Annotated in this window: 13 protein-coding genes and 2 tRNA genes; 3 read left to right on the forward strand and 12 right to left on the reverse strand. The window is 41.3% G+C overall.

Features of this window, described 5'->3' with window-relative positions:
- Positions 1-95: 95 nt before the first annotated feature.
- The 6 genes from AN391_RS02055 to AN391_RS02080 all read right to left on the reverse strand — a co-directional run bounded on the left by AN391_RS02055 (position 96) and on the right by AN391_RS02080 (position 4,861).
- Positions 96-169, reverse strand: a tRNA-Cys gene (locus tag AN391_RS02055).
- A 27-nt stretch (positions 170-196) separates the two neighbouring features.
- Positions 197-272: transfer RNA gene (locus tag AN391_RS02060), tRNA-Gly, on the reverse strand.
- Positions 273-477: 205 nt separating this feature from the next.
- Positions 478-1,023, reverse strand: coding sequence for a CDP-diacylglycerol--glycerol-3-phosphate 3-phosphatidyltransferase (gene pgsA, locus AN391_RS02065; protein ID WP_055013860.1), 546 nt, complete (start codon positions 1,021-1,023; stop codon positions 478-480).
- Positions 1,024-1,065: 42 nt separating this feature from the next.
- Entirely contained in the window at positions 1,066-2,889 is a 1,824-nt protein-coding gene (uvrC, locus tag AN391_RS02070; protein WP_055013861.1) for an excinuclease ABC subunit UvrC, read from the reverse strand.
- Positions 2,890-2,900: 11 nt separating this feature from the next.
- The gene (uvrY, locus tag AN391_RS02075; RefSeq protein WP_004589511.1) at positions 2,901-3,551 is read right to left on the reverse strand and encodes a UvrY/SirA/GacA family response regulator transcription factor; all 651 of its coding nucleotides are present in this window, start codon (positions 3,549-3,551) and stop codon (positions 2,901-2,903) included.
- Positions 3,552-3,709: 158 nt separating this feature from the next.
- On the reverse strand, positions 3,710-4,861 hold the full coding sequence (locus AN391_RS02080) for a dicarboxylate/amino acid:cation symporter (RefSeq protein ID WP_055013862.1): 1,152 nt from the start codon (positions 4,859-4,861) through the stop codon (positions 3,710-3,712).
- A gap of 371 nt (positions 4,862-5,232) precedes the next feature.
- Between AN391_RS02080 and cysK the strand changes: the two genes are divergently transcribed.
- A complete protein-coding gene (gene cysK, locus AN391_RS02085; RefSeq protein WP_055013863.1) occupies positions 5,233-6,201 on the forward strand; it encodes a cysteine synthase A in 969 nt (322 codons plus the stop codon).
- 145 nt (positions 6,202-6,346) lie between these two features.
- Entirely contained in the window at positions 6,347-6,781 is a 435-nt protein-coding gene (locus AN391_RS02090; protein WP_055013864.1) for a hypothetical protein, read from the forward strand.
- A 78-nt stretch (positions 6,782-6,859) separates the two neighbouring features.
- Here AN391_RS02090 and AN391_RS02095 read toward each other — a convergent pair whose 3' ends face one another.
- On the reverse strand, positions 6,860-9,136 hold the full coding sequence (locus AN391_RS02095; RefSeq protein ID WP_055013865.1) for an acyl-CoA dehydrogenase: 2,277 nt from the start codon (positions 9,134-9,136) through the stop codon (positions 6,860-6,862).
- Positions 9,137-9,303: 167 nt separating this feature from the next.
- On the opposite strand from AN391_RS02095, the gene AN391_RS02100 reads away from it, so the two are divergent.
- On the forward strand, positions 9,304-11,151 hold the full coding sequence (locus tag AN391_RS02100; protein ID WP_055013866.1) for a M2 family metallopeptidase: 1,848 nt from the start codon (positions 9,304-9,306) through the stop codon (positions 11,149-11,151).
- A gap of 89 nt (positions 11,152-11,240) precedes the next feature.
- Here AN391_RS02100 and AN391_RS02105 read toward each other — a convergent pair whose 3' ends face one another.
- From AN391_RS02105 to AN391_RS02125, 5 genes are all read right to left on the reverse strand, one after another.
- Positions 11,241-12,035: a putative porin gene (locus AN391_RS02105; protein ID WP_055013867.1), complete on the reverse strand. Its 795-nt coding sequence runs from the start codon at positions 12,033-12,035 to the stop codon at positions 11,241-11,243.
- Positions 12,036-12,234: 199 nt separating this feature from the next.
- A complete protein-coding gene (locus AN391_RS02110; RefSeq protein WP_004589518.1) occupies positions 12,235-12,609 on the reverse strand; it encodes a PH domain-containing protein in 375 nt (124 codons plus the stop codon).
- Positions 12,609-13,517, reverse strand: a complete 909-nt coding sequence (locus AN391_RS02115; RefSeq protein WP_055013868.1) for an ABC transporter ATP-binding protein — start codon at positions 13,515-13,517, stop codon at positions 12,609-12,611. Before AN391_RS02115 ends, AN391_RS02110 begins: the two co-directional genes overlap by 1 nt.
- Positions 13,514-14,341 (reverse strand): ABC transporter permease, encoded by an 828-nt coding sequence (locus tag AN391_RS02120; RefSeq protein ID WP_055013869.1) that lies wholly within the window; start codon positions 14,339-14,341, stop codon positions 13,514-13,516. Before AN391_RS02120 ends, AN391_RS02115 begins: the two co-directional genes overlap by 4 nt.
- A gap of 164 nt (positions 14,342-14,505) precedes the next feature.
- Positions 14,506-15,684 carry a cystathionine beta-lyase gene (locus AN391_RS02125; RefSeq protein ID WP_055013870.1) on the reverse strand — a complete coding sequence of 393 codons (1,179 nt, stop codon included), beginning with the start codon at positions 15,682-15,684 and terminating at the stop codon, positions 14,506-14,508.
- Positions 15,685-15,688: the final 4 nt, after the last annotated feature.

Consider the following 15,688-nt stretch of genomic DNA (forward strand, 5'->3'; position numbering starts at 1 on the left):
ACGACTTGTTAGTCGAGGGATTTTAAATCCCTTGTGTCTACCAATTCCACCACTCGGGCATCGAGTTTGCTATTTAAAGCATGTGGAGTGTTGAATGGAGGCGGAACCCGGAGTCGAACCGAGGTGGACGGATTTGCAATCCGCTGCATGGCCACTCTGCCATTCCGCCAAACCGTTGGACAACCTAATGAAAACTTGGAGCGGCACACGAGGCTCGAACTCGTGACCTCGACCTTGGCAAGGTCGCGCTCTACCAACTGAGCTAGTGCCGCATTATTTAATTATCTGCGTTATTCAACATCTTGCGATGTTTGCGCTGGTAATTAAGTAACTTTGGTTTTCTTTATCTTAGGGGCTATGCCCTCTCAACACGGACGCATTCTACAGAGATTATTAAACGCGTCAACACAAAAAATGCCACTTTTGAACTGTTTGATTATTTTTTATCTAAAACGGTGCGTTATTAGACGTTTACAATCAATTTTTGGTCAATTCACTCCATGCGGCCATTAAATATTGCACCATAGAACTCAGTGTTAAATAGGTAGCTATATACAATAAGGCAAAACTTAAATAGACCATCCACGTGTCAAATTGCCATATCAGGCCAATAATCGCCAGCATTTGCGCTGCGGTTTTTATTTTGCCCATATTTGATACTGCTACATTACCACGTTTACCTTGTTCGGCCATCCATTCGCGTAATGCAGAGATCACTATTTCACGGCTGATGATAATAAGCGCGGGGATTGTCATATACATAGACTGATAATGATCAGAGAGCGCAACAAGTGCAGCACACACCATAACCTTATCAGCTACCGGGTCTAAAAATGCACCAAAAGGCGTAGATTGCTCTAGCTTTCGCGCTAAATAGCCATCAAGTATATCGGTAATTGATGCCAGCCAAAAAATAAAAGCGGCAGCAAAAAACGCCCAGCTATAAGGCAAGTAAAATATCACCAAAAATATGGGGATAAGAAAAAGTCTAAAGGTTGTGAGTGTGTTTGGAATATTCCACATAACTACTTGGATATGTCTTTTTTTCTATATTCGCATGAAGGGCTAGCCCTTGTCATGCAAATGGTTAAATATCTTCTCAGCCATGTCAGGACTGATCCCAGGAACTTTTTTTAACTGTTCTATATTAGCAGCTTTTACCCCTTGCATGCCCCCTAAATATTTTAATAATGTTTGGCGACGCTTAGAGCCTACTCCGTTGATCTCTTCTAATAATGATTGCGTGCGCTGTTTTTGGCGCTTATTACGGTGCCCTGCAATGGCAAATCGATGCGATTCATCGCGTATATGCTGGATTAAATGAAGCGCTGGCGCATCCGAATCCATAGGAATCGTCTTTCGCCCGCCATCTATTAATAAGGTTTCAAGGCCTGGCTTTCTGCTTGTGCCTTTTGCTACACCCACTAACAGCGGCATTTTAGCATGTGGCCACGTAGCAAAGTATTGCTCAGCACGGCCTAGTTGCCCTTTACCACCGTCAATAAATATAACGTCAGGAATTTTTTCTTCATCTACCACTTTGTTATAGCGCTTGTTAAGGGCAAACTCCATTGCTGCGTAATCATCACCGCCGGTTATACCTGTCACGTTGTAACGCCTGTACTCTTTGTTATTTGGACCTTGCGAATCAAATACAACACAACTGGCTACTGTGTTCTCTCCCATGGTGTGGCTGATATCAAAACATTCCATTCTGTTTATATCATCTAACCCTAGGGTCGCTTTTAATTGTGCATAACGTTTGTTTATAGAATCTTGCGTACTTTGTTTTACGGTAATACTGTTTAGTGCATTTTTATTAGCAAGCTGAAGGTATTGTGCTCGCTCTCCGCGGGTAACCACTTTAAGGGATACTTTGCGCTCACTAATTTGCGTTAGGGCTTCACTCAATGCACTACTTTCTTCAATCTCAAACGGTAAAATAATTTCTTTTGCTATGCGCCCTGTCGCACCCGGCGCTAAATAATATTGCCCTAAAAACGAAGTGAGTATTTCCTCTTGGCCTGAATCTTTAGGCACCTTAGGGAAGTAGGTTTTACTGCCTAACACTTTATGATCGCGGATCATTAATAAGTGAATCCCATTTAGTCCATTTAAGTGCGCAAAACCCACCACATCCATTTCAGCAAAATTACCTGAAATAGACTGTTGCTCCTGCATTTTGCGAAGCAGCATGATTTGGTCACGCACTTTTGCTGCAAGCTCAAAGTTAAGATCTTTACTCGCCGCTTCCATTTTTTTTATTAAATCGGCTATTACTTCGTGCGACTTGCCAGTTAAAAACTTACGTACATAATCAACTTGTTCGGCGTACTCTTGCTCCGTCACTTTATTAACACACGGTGCGGAGCAACGCTTTAGCTGATACTGCAAACATGGACGGCTTCTGGCACGGTAATAGGCATCTTCGCACTGACGAACCGGAAATATTTTTTGCATTAAACGCAAACTTTCTGACACTGCACCAGCGCTTGGGAAAGGCCCAAAGTACTCGCCTTTTACCTTGCGGCTGCCTCTATGAAAGGCTAAACGCGGATGTTTATGACTGGTCAGTAATATATAGGGGTATGACTTATCATCACGTAGTAAAATGTTATAACGCGGCTGATATTTTTTTATAAGGTTGTTTTCAAGCAGTAGCGCTTCGGTTTCGGTGTTTGTAAGCGTCACTTCAATATCGAAAATATTACTCACTAACACACGGGTTTTGCTGTCGGTTAGATTAGATCTAAAGTAGCTACTTACCCGTTTTTTTAAGTTTTTAGCTTTACCGACATAAATAACTTGATGTTCACTATCAAGCATACGGTATACACCCGGCTCACTTGATAGCGTTTTTAAAAATTGGGCGTGATCGAATTCAGACATAAATTAAAAAATTAATGAGATACGTCTATATCAATCATTTTATGGCGAATAGCCAAATGAGTAAGCTCTACGTCGCCTCCTACGTTTAATTTTTCAAACATACGGTAACGGTAGCTATTAACTGTTTTTGAACTTAAATTTAAGCGCTCAGCAATATCTTGTGCTTTTTCACCTTTGGTGATCATTAGCATGATTTGTAGCTCGCGCTCAGATAAACTTTGAAAAGGGTTTTCGTCGGTACGCCCTGTTACTTGCGCCAGGGCAATTTGCTGTGCAATTTCAGGGGCTATATAACGCTGTCCCGCATGAACAGAACGTATAGCACGAACCATTTCATCAGAACCCGCACCTTTGGTTAAAAAGCCATGCGCGCCAATTTGCATCACTTTTGATGGAAATGGGTCTTCGCAATTAACCGTAAGCACAATAATTTTTACGTCTGGGCAATAGCGACAAATCTTTTTAGTAGCCTCTAAGCCGCCCATACCAGGCATGTTCATATCCATTAATACAATATTAGGTGCGTGCTGGCGACAAAACTGTACCGCAGCCTCTCCATCTTTAGCTTCGCCTACCACTTTAAAACCACGTACGTCATCTAATATACGTTTTATACCAGTTCGTACCAGCTCATGGTCATCAACTAAAAGCACATTAATCAATGTAATACCCTCATTAACCTAACAATACGCGACAAACAATCTAATTTGCCACATTACCACAGTTAAAGCGAAACAATAACTAATATTATTGCTTCGCTTTAGGTTTACTCATCTTTTAGCATTATTTTACTACTGCTAAAAACCAGTACTTTAGCTTTTTATGACGCTGCTTTTTCGCTAAAACGGTCTACCCAAAGGGCAATAATACCATCGCCTGTAACATTACATGCTGTACCAAAACTATCTTGCGCAAGGTAAAGAGCAATCATTAATGCAACAGCCCCTTCGTTAAAGCCAAGCATGCTGGTTAATAAGCCCAGCGCCGACATTACTGCTCCGCCAGGTGCACCTGGCGCTGCAATCATGACTACCCCTAACATCATAATAAACGGTAGCATCCCCACTAAAGAGGGAACTTCCATACTTGGCGATAAAAACATAACGGCCATTGCACATGTCACAATCGTAATAGTAGAGCCCGATAAGTGAATGGTAGCGCACAGTGGCACGGTAAAGTTTGCTACATCTTCTTTTACGTTATTTGCTTTACTTGATTGCAACGAAACTGGAATTGTAGCCGCGCTCGACATTGTCCCCAACGCTGTAAAATAAGCAGGCAGCATATTTTTAACTAACTCCAACGGGTTACGTTTAAGCAGTAACCCTGTAGAAACATACAATACGGTTAACCACAGCCAATGCATAACAAGTGCTGCAATAAGCACTACACCAAATGTTTGCAGTGTATCTACCACGGTACCAGCTACGGTCATTTCTGCAAATACACCCGCTATATAAAATGGTAACGCTGGAATAATTACTTTAGATAATAATGCATCGATTACATCGCGACCCTGATCAGACACTTTTTTAAGTGCTTCTAACTCAAGTTGGCTCATGCCTATGCCAAATACGAACGCAGTCACAAGGGCTGTCATTACCCCCATCAGCGGTGGGATTTCTAAATCAATAAAACTGCCAATTTCTGTAGCTACTTCGGCTTCAAATGTAATATTTCCACTTAAAAGTGGGATAACCGCACTTACCAGTAAAAATGCAAGCGTACCTGCAATTACTGTAGAGCTATAAGCAAAGCCAACTGTTTTACCTAATAAATGGCCTGACCCTTTAGGCAAGCCAGCAATTCCCGAAGCAATAAAAAATAAAATAATTAATGGGATGGTAAAAGATATGAGTTGGCCAATAAGTTCTTTAATAGTAAATAAAAGCTCAACACCAGTGAGAGGCACATAAAGCCCGACTAAAATACCGGCCACAATACCGGCAATTAATTTTAAGATTAACTTCATTGTGATTGCTTAGTTGAATTGAATATAGATAGTGTGTTTTTAACATGTTTTAGACGCGTTGTGTGATAAAAGTATTCAAGTTATATTCATGTGCACAAATAACACACAAAATCATCTCAATTATTAGCCTATCTCGCGCATTTTTTAACTAAGTGACAAGGTTTACTCTTTAAATTTAAAAATAAGCCCGCATTCTTAATAACTAAAGCAACAATAATAACTAATTTTTATTTCGGCTAGTTATAAGCTCAATAGATATATGTTATAGCCAAACTTTACTTTAGTTTTTTTAAACTCGCAGTAAAGTGTATTTATATAGTTAATAGCAAAGGCTATTAACACATTGATCAGATTGTATCCAAAGGAACATTATGTCTACTATTTTTGAAGATAACTCACTAAGCATTGGTAATACACCACTGGTAAAACTTAATCGCGTAACAGGCGGTAACGTTTACGCTAAAGTAGAATCGCGTAACCCTAGCTTTAGTATTAAATGTCGTATTGGTGCATCAATGATTTGGGAAGCTGAAAAATCAGGTCAGCTTGTTGAAGGTAAAGAACTAATTGAACCTACATCGGGTAATACAGGTATCGCCCTTGCATTTGTTGCAGCAGCACGTGGTTACAAATTAACACTCACCATGCCCAATACAATGAGCTTAGAGCGCCGCAAACTATTAAAAGCATTAGGCGCTAACTTAGTGCTGACAGATGGTGCTAAAGGTATGAATGGCGCAATTGAAAAAGCAAAAGAAATTCAAGCAACCGATCCAGAAAAATACATTTTATTACAACAGTTCGAAAACCCAGCTAACCCTAAAATTCACTTTGAAACAACGGGTCCAGAAATTTTTGAAGCACTTAATGGCAATATCGACTTTTTTGTAGCAGGCGTAGGCACTGGCGGTACTATTACAGGTGTTAGTCGTTACCTTAAAAACGAAAAAGGCCTAGATGTTAAAGCGATTGCAGTTGAGCCAACTAATTCACCTGTTATTAGCCAAACGCTTGCAGGCGAAGAAGTTAAACCAGGTCCACATAAAATACAGGGCATTGGCGCGGGCTTTATTCCTGGTAACCTTGATTTAAGTGTGATTGATACTGCTGAGCAAGTATCAAACGAAGATGCGATTGCAATGGCTCATGAACTAATGAAAAAAGAAGGTATTTTAGTAGGTATTTCTTCGGGCGCAGCGGTTGTTGCCGCTAAACGCTATGCTGAAAAACCAGAAAACGCGGACAAAAACATTGTGGTAATTTTACCAAGTGCAACGGAGCGTTACTTATCAAGCCCACTTTTTGCAGAAGAATTTAGCGAGCAAGAATTAGTACAGTAAACTTCTCTCCTTGAGATACTAAAAAGGATGCTTATGGCATCCTTTTTTATTATTTATGATTCGATTTTCTATTTATTACGCGGTGCTGCTTTACATCTTGTTTAATTAATCACACACTTTAAAAAATTAATTAAAAAAATACACCATGAAAAAAATAACAACTTATTTAAGTTTTATAGTTTGCATATTTTTAACCGCCTGTGGCGATAACGTGCAAACACTGGGCGACTCACCCGGCGACACAGCCACTGCCTACTTTGATGCGTTATACAATCAAAAAGATTTACAAAAAGCCAGTACAATGGCCACCCCAAATCTCAGCCGCATAATGAAATCTTACGGCACCGCTAAACAATTTGCCCGAAACTTAGTCAACCTACAATACGATGAAGTTGTGATTGAAGTCGATATGACCAATATGAGTGTGCGCGAACAATATGGTGATAACGCCAAAATAAATCTAATTTTTACCGGTTATTTTAATGGCGATAAAATTGACGATATGCGCAGCGTAAAAATGCTTCGTAAAAAAGGGAAATGGTATATAGACAAAATAGTGGCAGACCCTTACGCACGCTAAACGCGAGCTGCAAATACTCAATTATAAAAAAGGCCTCAAATACGAGGCCTTTTGCATTTTAGCTAAATGTGAATTTTATCAAAGCTCACCGGGTTTAAAGTTATCAACGGCAATGGCTTGTTTTCTTAGTTTATTGGTATGGTGCATTGCATCGGCATCAGCTTGCTCTAAAAAGCCTTGCTCTAACGCATAATTAATCGCGCCTTCTATATCCAGTGTCGCAGGTACCTTACCTTTTCGCTGCCATTGTTTTAAGTCTTTAAACTGTGTTTGCATATCGTGCATAGCTAAAAAAGCATTTTCCATCACGCCCGTGCCCGCATTTTCATCTACATAACATAAGTGCGTTAAACGGTTTCTAAACACCCCTGGTTGCGTCATATGCTCGCAAATACTTTGGGCTGTTTCATCACTTGGCTTGTGGTAATGATTCCCCAGCGGAAACACAATGCGTTTAAGTAAAAAGTTAACCACCGGGTTTGAAAAGTTTTTGAAAAAGCCATCAAACGCTTGGCCAATTTCATACAATGAGTTTTCAATTGCGTATTTCACAAACGGTAAGTCAGCTTGCTGACGACCTTCATCTTCAAAGCGCTTTAACACTGTAGACGCTAAATATAAATGACTTAGTACATCACCTAAACGCGCTGAAATCATCTCTTTACGCTTTAGCTCGCCACCAAGTACCAACATGGCTACATCGGTTGTAAAAGCAAGGCCTCGACTCATTCTGCTTAGCTGTTTGTAGTAAACAGCGGTTGCACCACACACGGGCGCTTTAGCAAAACAGCTACGTGTTAAGCCATGCAAAAAAGCCATGCCTGCATTACTGGCTGCAAATAAAATATGCTTCATCAATAAACTATCAAATTGATCAAGTGCTGCATCGTCGTCTTCCATTGCGGCAGCTTCCATTTCTTTTAACACAAACGGATGACAACGGGTGGCACCTTGTCCAAATATCATTAGGTTACGCGTTAAAATATTAGCCCCTTCAACCGTAATAGATACCGGAATGCCCATATAACCATGGGCTAAATAGTTATTAGGGCCCACTTGTATTCCTTTACCTGAGTGAATATCCATTGCATCGTTCATTACCGTACGGCCCATTTCGGTCATATGGTATTTTGCGATGGCGGTCACCACCGAGGGGCTTAATTTTAAATCAATGGCACCGGCAGTCATTAACCGTGCTGACTCAAGTGTATATGTTAATCCGCCAATACGGGCTAGTGCTTCTTGTACACCTTCAAACTGGCCAATAGATACACCAAACTGCTGGCGCACCATGGCGTAAGCAGAGGTCATTTTTGACGCTAAATGCCCTGTTGCCGTACTCAGTGCTGGCAATGAAATACCGCGCCCAGCACTTAAACACTCAACCAGCATACGCCAGCCTCGTCCTGCACCTTGTTGACCACCAATAATCCAATCTAGTGGAATAAATACATCTTTACCGTAAGTAGTCCCGTTCATGAATGCCATATTTAAAGGATAATGGCGCTCGCCGGTTTCTACCCCTTCGTGATCGGTAGGAATTAGTGCGCAGGTAATACCAAGCTCTTTTTCATCACCAAGTAGCCCATCGGGGTCATACATTTTAAAAGCAAGGCCAAGTACAGTTGCAATAGGCGCCAGTGTAATATAGCGCTTAGACCAATTTAAACGCAGGCCTATTACCTCTTCACCATTATGCTGGCCTTTACATACTACGCCAGAGTCAGGGATACTACCTGCATCAGAGCCAGCTTCTGGGCCAGTAAGTGCAAAACACGGCACATCTTTACCGTTAGCAAGTGTTGGTAACCAGCGCTCTTGTTGTTCTTTTGTACCGTAATGTAGTAATAACTCACCTGGGCCTAAGCTGTTAGGCACCATAACCGTCACAGCGGCAGTTAAGCTTTTAGTGGCAATTTTTGACACTATGGTTGAATTAGCAATGGCAGAGAACTCTCTCCCACCAAATTTTTCAGGAATGATCAGCGCAAAAAAGCCTTCTGTTTTTAAGTAATCCCAGACTTCTTTTGGCAGGTCTTTGTCTTTTTGTACAATTTGGTAATCATCTAGCATCGCCAGTAGCGTGTTAACCTGATTATCCATAAAGTCACTTTCTTTAGCACTAAGCTCAGGTTTAGGAAAGTTATGCAGTTTTTGCCAATCTGGGTTACCACTAAATAGCTCACCATCCCACCATACATCGCCGGCTTCCATTGCCTCTCGCTCAGTTTGCGAGAGCGGCGGAAGTACCTTTTTAAACATTTTAAACGTAGGACGGCTGATCAGGTTGAGGCGAATATCTTTGACTGCAAAAATAACCACCACCACGACCAGCAATATTATAAATACCGACATGAGCACATTCCTTTTACATTGAATGAAAATAGTAACTTAATTATGACCCATCTTAGTTTAAATACAATCATTGCGCGATGTGCCACACGCCTTAACGTATTAATTTCATTGTTTTAAACATCGCTGCTATTATCACTCTCTTAATAACAATAAACCAAAGGAATACAATGAACACACCACGCTTTAAATTAAGTATGAGCGCCTTAATAGTCGCAAGCACATTAGCGCTGAGCGCCTGCGAAGCTGAAATAGCCATAGACACTACCGATTCAGCACAATCAGAGTCTCCTCTTACAAAACAAGATGCCAATGCGTTTATTGCCAAAGCCGAGCAAGAACTCAGTGAGCTTTACCTAGAGTCGAGCCGCGCTGAGTGGATTTACGCAAATTTTATAACACACGACACCTCGGCGTTATCTGCCGAGGTTAATCGTAAAATGACCGAGTCGGTCGTACGTTTAGCTAATCAGGCAGCCCAATTTGACGACTTAGCGCTGGATTACGATGCACGCCGCAAGCTTAATAAACTTAAACTTGCGCTTACTTTACCCGCTCCACAGGACGCTGAAAAAACAGCTCAGCTTTCAACTATTGTGGCAGAGCTAGGTGGTTTATACGGTAAAGGTAAATATTGTAAAGACGATGGCAGCTGTTTAAGCCTTGGTGATATGACCGCAAAAATGGCCACCAGCCGTGATTACAACGAGCTACTTGATTTATGGCAAGGGTGGCGTCAAATTTCAAAGCCAATGCGCCCACTTTACGAGCAACAAGTAACCCTAACAAACGAAGGGGCTAAAGAGCTAGGTTATGCTGATACCGGCGCAATGTGGCGCAGCAAGTACGATATGCCCGCCGATGACTTTACAACCGAGCTTGACCGCATTTGGGGGCAAGTAAAGCCACTTTATAACTCACTGCATTGCCATGTACGCGCTAAATTAGGCGATAAATACGGCACCGATAAAGTGCCACAAGATGAGCCTATTCCTGCGCATTTATTAGGAAACATGTGGGCACAAGCATGGGGTAACATTTACGATGTAGTCGCACCAGAAAACGCCGATCCGGGTTACGATGTTACCGAGCTATTAGCTAAAAATAATTACGACGAGCTTAAGATGGTAAAAGGGGCTGAAACCTTTTTTACCTCAATGGGATTTGAGCCACTGCCAGAGACCTTTTACGAGCGCTCATTATTTGTAAAACCAAAAGACAGAGACGTGCAGTGTCATGCCTCTGCATGGAATATAGACAGTAAAGACGATTTACGTATTAAAATGTGTATTCAACGCACAGGCGAAGAGTTCTCTGTTATTCATCATGAGCTAGGCCACAATTTTTATCAGCGCGCTTATAATAAACAGCCTTTATTTTATCAAGAAAGTGCCAACGATGGTTTTCATGAAGCGATTGGCGACACCATTGCCCTTTCGGTTACACCAGGCTACTTAAAAGAAATTGGCTTACTAGAGCAAGTACCTGATGAGTCAAAAGACATTGGCTTACTAATGAAAATGGCGCTAGATAAAGTCGCCTTTGTGCCCTTTAGCTTAATGGTTGACCAATGGCGCTGGCAGGTATTTTCGGGCCAAGTAAAGCCACAAGATTATAATAAAGCATGGTGGGAGCTACGTGAAAAATACCAAGGTGTGAAAGCGCCTATTGCACGCAGCGAAGACGACTTTGACCCTGGTGCTAAATACCACGTACCAGGCAACACTCCTTATACACGTTACTTTTTAGCGCATATTTTACAGTTTGAATTTCATCGTAGTTTATGTGAAATAGCCGGTAACGATAAAGCCATTCACCGCTGCTCTATTTACAACTCAAAAGAAGCAGGCGAAAAACTAAACGCAATGCTTGAAATGGGCTCTTCTCGTCCATGGCAAGAAGCCCTTGAAACCATCACTGGCAAGCCGCAAATGGATGCAACCGCCATGCTTGATTACTTTGCACCGCTGCAACGCTATTTAGATGAGCAGAACAAAGGCCGTAATTGCGGCTGGTAATATAATTAAGCTCAAACATTAAAAACAACAAAGCCCGCTAATTAAGCGGGCTTTTTAATACTCTTGTTTTAACTAAGTCAGAAACTTAATTAAAACTGAAAACGCATGTTTGCAAAGTATGCATCGTTATCAGAGTCATCTGCATTGTTCTCGTAACCTACTTTAAGACCAATGTTTTTATTGATGAAGTGCTGAGCACCAAAGCTGTATGTATCTTGCTTGTTGTAGTTAGCAAATACCGAGGTTGCTTTTGAGAAGTAGTAGTTAGTTTCTGCTACCCACTGGTTTTCTGCATCTTCAATGCTCTCGTATTTACCTTCAAACGTTAAAAAATTACCTTGTTGTAAGTCTATAAAGTATTTAGCTGCAACGGCGCGGTAATCAAAATCGTCATCTGCGGTAAGTGTTACACCTACGTAGTCTGTGCTGTTTAGCATGTGATTGTATGCTAAATCAAACAAAGCAAAGTCATCGCCGTCTTTGTTTTCAACAAGCGTTACTTTTGCTAATAAATCAGGGTTAAAGAAGTAGCCACCAGTTAGCTTGTAAAGCTCACCGTTAGAGCCCGAATCTGGGTCAAGGTTTTCGTAAGAAGCACCTACTAAAAATTCATTAATGAAGTACTCACCACCAACATTCGTTAAATCGCCAAAGTCGTCATCAGCGTAGCTGCCGTATACGTTAGTTTGCTTATTGATGTATTCAAACTGATCGTACGGACCTAATGTTTTTTTAGGAGATAGGTAATAAATAGAGTCTACAGCAACAGTGTCGTTGTTATCGCTATCTTTGTAGCTTAAATTACTGATTGAATTGTAGCTGTCTGCAGCAGCCGCAGTGCTAGATAATAAAATGCTTGAAATAATAACTGCTAATTTTTTCATTGTAAGACTTCCCTTTGTGCATTGCTTTTTATGCTTTAGCTCATTGACTAAAGTGGGGACATGCTAACGCTGAGAAACTGAATGAAAACTTAATTAAGCAGTTGTATTTATTAAGTTAATTGTAAGTAGGTGTAAGAAACTGTAAATTTAAAGTAGTTGCAACATGTAGTCAACAACTACTTAAAACATGTTCAGCAAATTAAAGCGCATGCTGACTTATTACACGATAAACTTCGTTAATATTATCGCCCGATTTAAATTCTTTACTAATAGGCGTTGGATCTGACCCTATCCAAATTTTAAGCTCGGCGTCTAAGTCAAAGTGCCCTGCACTTTCTTTACTAAACTTAGTAATTTTAGAGTAAGCAATACTCACCATTTCCATTTTAGAGCCGGTCATACCTTGCTTATCAATTAAAATTAAACGCTTATTAGTAAAAATAAACATATCGCGAATCACCTTATAGGCTTTTTCTACTTGCTCGCCATCTATTAGCGTATTGGCAAGCACTTTTTCTAAATCAGAATCATCTACTTCGCTTGCGTTACCCATTAAACCACTGAGTAGTCCCATTATACTTTCTCCTGTGTAAATATTTGATTTTCTAATGTGTGGCCATTTACCAACTGCCTATATTGCCAATTTTGCTGATGGCAAAAGTTTAATAAAGCAATATCAAGTGGCTCACCGATTGGTTGGTACTCAATCACGTATTCTTTATGTTGGCTCATATACACACGGCTTACACCTGCTAACGCCTGCAGTTGCTGCTCCACATTTTGATACGCCTCGTTGAGCATTAAGGTATAAAAGTGAGTATGCATATTGTTGTCTTTTGTTTGGTGCTCGCTCAAAATGCCCTTATCTAGGTGGAGCACTTGGGAGCATAATCGCTCAAGTTCGGTTAAATCGTGCGAGCTTAAAATAAAGGTGGCCTCGCTACTTAAGCTCGATACCAGCTCGCGCACCTCTCTGGCATGAATAGGATCAAGCCCTGCTGTGGCCTCATCAAGCATCACTATTTTCGGCGAGCCAATCAGCGCTTGCGCTATCGTTACCCGTTTTCGCATACCATGAGATAAATCGCCCGCACGCTGTTTAGCGACTTCTTTTAAGCCAACTAAATCGAGTACGCGCAGCGCTTCATTGTGGCTTTGTTTAGCACCCATACCTTGCAACTTGCCATAAAACGCCAGTTGCTTATCTATATTAAAACGTGGATCTAACTGCGCATCTTGTGGCAAAGCACTCACTTGGTTAAACAATGCAGCGCTTCCAGGCTTATGTCCTAAAATACTCAGCTCACCATGGCTTGGGTTAATATAGCCGCACAATAAACTAAATAATGTGGTTTTACCGGCACCATTGGGGCCCACTAGCGCAACTGGCGCACCTTTACTAATTTCAAAGTTCACATTATTAAGTGCTTGCTTTGCGCCATACGATTTACACAAGCCGCTGGCTTTTATTAATACGCTCATAGCGAACTCCTTGTAAATAATTTATGTGCAATAGCGATAAATACAGCGCTTTGTATAAGTGGTACACCTAATGCGCTTAATAAAGGTAAGTTTTGTCCTGCTAATAACTCAGAGTTAACACCTGGGAATATATAATCGAGCGCATTTAAAGCCGGTACCTGCCATGCCAATATTCCTACAACAATGCCGCCTCCAGCAAAATATAAAATAGCCAATACAATGGCTAAACGTGATGAGCGAGCAAAGGTATTTATTAAACACATTAGTGCGATAAATGGGCTAAGCACTATTACCATGACCATAAAAATAGAAAGTGCGCGAATAAAGCCGCCCATTAACAAGCTGGGATCTCTATAACCAAGCACACCTAGTGTGGCAACAAGGGTTATAGCTAATAAACACGCCAATACACCAAGTTGCCCTAAAAAACGGCCAAATAAAATTTCAAAGCGCGTAGCGCGCAGCGATATAAACCTTAGCGTGCCACGCTCTCTATCGCCAACGGTTTGATCGCTTGATATAAAAATAGCAAACAGCGGAAAGCTATACAAAGCAACCAGCCAGTACATAGCAAATTCGGCTTCAGGCCAATCAAGTAACTTACTTAGGCCAATGCTGCCTGAAATATCGCGCACCATTTGTTCAAAATCAGGTGCACTAATAATGCTAACTGCTTGCCCTATTGGGTAGCGCAATATTAATAACCAAACTAGCGCAAAAGCGGCCATAGCAATTAAGCCGCGTTTAGTTAAAAACATACGTACTAGCTCAAAGCCCGCTATTTGGGTTAATCGCCCTATGTTTAGTAATGATGATGTTGCCATTGGCTTTCCTTAATGACGTTGCTCATGCTTTAAAATTAAGCGTAATATAACCACAGTAAGTGTAAACACCTTGAATTACCAGCAAAAAAAAGCTCACCTTAAGTGAGCTTTGTAACAAACCATTTAAATGTAACAGGCCAAACTCCGTTTATTTTGGCCAAATTTTATAAATGCTGCTGATATACTTTAAGCGCTTGGCTTAAGTCGTTAATTAAATCATCAACGTCTTCAAGGCCAATATGTAAGCGGATCACCGGGCCTAAATCCCAACCGGTTTTAGAGCGAAGCCCTTTCATGGTTAAATTAGCCGTCACTAGGCTTTCAAAACCGCCCCACGAAAAGCCCATTTTAATATGCTCAAGGCTATCTAAAAATGCATCAATGGCTTTTTGGTTACCGGTTTTCATTATAAATGAGAACAACCCATTGCTGCCATCAAAGTCGCGCTTAAAAAATTCATGCCCAGGGCAGGTTTCAAATGCAGGGTGGCGAATATGATCAACTAACTCATGTTGCTCAAGCCATTTTGCCACCTCTATAGCCGCCTTTTCGTGTTGGTTTAAACGCACCGCCATTGTACGTAAACCTCTAAGCGCTAAATAAGCATCATCGGCACTAGTGCACTGCCCTAATAAATACGACTGTTCACGCAGGGTTGGCCAGTACTTTTTATTTGCCACTGCGACCCCCATCATTACATCAGAATGGCCAACAATGTACTTAGTTGCTGCTTGAATACTAATATCCACGCCGTGCTCAAGTGGGCGGTAATGCAAGCCATTGCCGTAGGTGTTATCTAGCATGGTCATAATATTATGCTCATTGGCTACCTTTACCATAGCAGGCACATCTTGTATTTCCATGGTAATAGAACCTGGCGATTCTAAAAATAGCACCTTTGTGTTTGGCTGAATATACTCTTTAATACCCGCGCCTATTGTCGGGGGGTAATACGTGGTTGTTATTCCAAGGCCTGCTAAAATTTTATCGCAAAAATCACGCGTTGGTTCATACACGTTATCAACCATTAATATGTGATCGCCCGCTTTTACAAACGACAATAACGCTTGGCTTATTGCCGCTGCACCGCATGGGTAAAGCGCGCAGCCTTCGCCGCCCTCAAGCTCAGTAATCGCTTCTTGCAGGGCAAAATGCGTACTTGTGCCACGCCGACCATAAAATAAAGTTTTATCGCCGCGGGTTTTAGCCGCGTTTTTTAAATCGGCCACGCTATCAAATACAATCGTAGAGGCACGTTGCACCACAGGATTTACTACACCATGGGTATAGGCTTTTTTACGCCCTGATGACACTAACTGCGTGTTTTTATTTTTGCTCGACATTATT

This window comes from Pseudoalteromonas sp. P1-13-1a, from assembly GCF_001401875.1.
Lineage (GTDB): Bacteria > Pseudomonadota > Gammaproteobacteria > Enterobacterales > Alteromonadaceae > Pseudoalteromonas.

Excerpts from the sequence above, each read along its gene's own strand:
- AN391_RS02100 (WP_055013866.1), top strand. The coding sequence starts at position 9,304 with ATGAACACACCACGCTTTAAATTAAGTATGAGCGCCTTAATAGTCGCA.
- AN391_RS02120 (WP_055013869.1), bottom strand. The coding sequence starts at position 14,341 with ATGGCAACATCATCATTACTAAACATAGGGCGATTAACCCAAATAGCG.
- AN391_RS02090 (WP_055013864.1), top strand. The coding sequence starts at position 6,347 with ATGAAAAAAATAACAACTTATTTAAGTTTTATAGTTTGCATATTTTTA.
- AN391_RS02095 (WP_055013865.1), bottom strand. The coding sequence starts at position 9,136 with ATGTCGGTATTTATAATATTGCTGGTCGTGGTGGTGGTTATTTTTGCA.
- AN391_RS02105 (WP_055013867.1), bottom strand. The coding sequence starts at position 12,035 with ATGAAAAAATTAGCAGTTATTATTTCAAGCATTTTATTATCTAGCACT.
- AN391_RS02115 (WP_055013868.1), bottom strand. The coding sequence starts at position 13,517 with ATGAGCGTATTAATAAAAGCCAGCGGCTTGTGTAAATCGTATGGCGCA.
- uvrC (WP_055013861.1), bottom strand. The coding sequence starts at position 2,889 with ATGTCTGAATTCGATCACGCCCAATTTTTAAAAACGCTATCAAGTGAG.
- AN391_RS02110 (WP_004589518.1), bottom strand. The coding sequence starts at position 12,609 with ATGGGACTACTCAGTGGTTTAATGGGTAACGCAAGCGAAGTAGATGAT.
- AN391_RS02080 (WP_055013862.1), bottom strand. The coding sequence starts at position 4,861 with ATGAAGTTAATCTTAAAATTAATTGCCGGTATTGTGGCCGGTATTTTA.
- pgsA (WP_055013860.1), bottom strand. The coding sequence starts at position 1,023 with ATGTGGAATATTCCAAACACACTCACAACCTTTAGACTTTTTCTTATC.
- AN391_RS02125 (WP_055013870.1), bottom strand. The coding sequence starts at position 15,684 with ATGTCGAGCAAAAATAAAAACACGCAGTTAGTGTCATCAGGGCGTAAA.
- cysK (WP_055013863.1), top strand. The coding sequence starts at position 5,233 with ATGTCTACTATTTTTGAAGATAACTCACTAAGCATTGGTAATACACCA.